Annotated in this window: 1 pseudogene; it reads right to left on the bottom strand. The window is 38.8% G+C overall.

Annotated features, from left to right (window positions below):
• Positions 1-16: 16 nt before the first annotated feature.
• Positions 17-1,107, bottom strand: a pseudogene (locus ACM03V_RS34395) (ISAs1 family transposase).
• Positions 1,108-1,236: the final 129 nt, after the last annotated feature.

Consider the following 1,236-nt stretch of genomic DNA (forward strand, 5'->3'; position numbering starts at 1 on the left):
TTAAGGCAGGGCTGTTTCATTCTAAAAAGGAAAATAATAATAGGATATTATGAGCGCAGTGGCGTATCGCTGAGGTTAGCGAACCAAAACCATTACGGCGGAAAAGATTAATTACGAAACTCCGAACGATTGAGAAGTTTGCAGCAGCATAACCATCAATCATCTGGGCTTTGTCTTCGCCAAAAATAACATCTTTAACCCAATGTAATCGGTTTTCAACACCCCAATGACCACGAATACCCTGAGAAAAATCGGATGCATCAAGAGTTATCGAACTTATATAATATGCAGTTTCCTCATAAGGTTTGCCTGCACGAGTACCAAAACGTTCAACTCGAATTAAACGCTTTAAACCAATCCATTCGCCGGAAATAGCTTCTAAGTTATCAAATACTGATACGCGACGTTCAGTTAGGCGATCGCGATTTTTTTCCAAATCGTGATGTATGCTTATTGAACACGATTCGAGCATATTTTTCTGAATCTGGTGATAAAGTTTGGGCTGGTTAGCTTTAACAGCTATTACATAATTATTCCCACTGTTAATTATTTGTTCTACAGTTTTTTTTGACAGTGAAGTGCATCAAAACTAAATACGACATCGTTCAAATCTAATACTGAAATTAAATTTCGGACGGTTGTAATTTCGCTCGTTTGCTTATTATTCATTGTTTTTAGCCCAACAACAAGACCTTGTTTGTTACTAAACATTGACACCACACTTACAAATGCTTGATATTGGTTGCTGTAATCAACAACTGTAGCTTTAATACTTTTACCATCGGTTGCAAGCCACTCAAGCTCGTTCAATTCGACGTATTTACTAGCCCAACAATTAAATTTTCGCGTTAATTCCTCGAAATCGACACGCATCATTACACGTCGCATTGTTGAATATGAAGGAACTCTATCATGAGGTATTTCTAATACTTCAATTAAAGATTGTTTGTGTCGTTTGACAAAATCTCCGAGTCCTCTGTAACCTTGGCAACCGCTCATTGTCCCCATAATTATTAACAACAATACTAGCCACAATGGATGTCGCCGCCCCTGTCGGGTACGAAAATCCCTGACTTTTTTGAGTTCTCCAATTAAGCTAGCACTCATAAAACCCTCACCGAATATTCTTGCTCCATTTTATTGGCGCAAAGGCGCGGCGCTGCCGCGCTTTGCTTTAGGAAACTTATCCTATTTGTAATTGAACCATTTTTCTCTGGAGAATGAAACAGCCCTGCC

The sequence above is a fragment of the Calothrix sp. CCY 0018 genome (assembly GCF_963920925.1).
Classification (GTDB): domain Bacteria; phylum Cyanobacteriota; class Cyanobacteriia; order Cyanobacteriales; family Nostocaceae; genus Rivularia.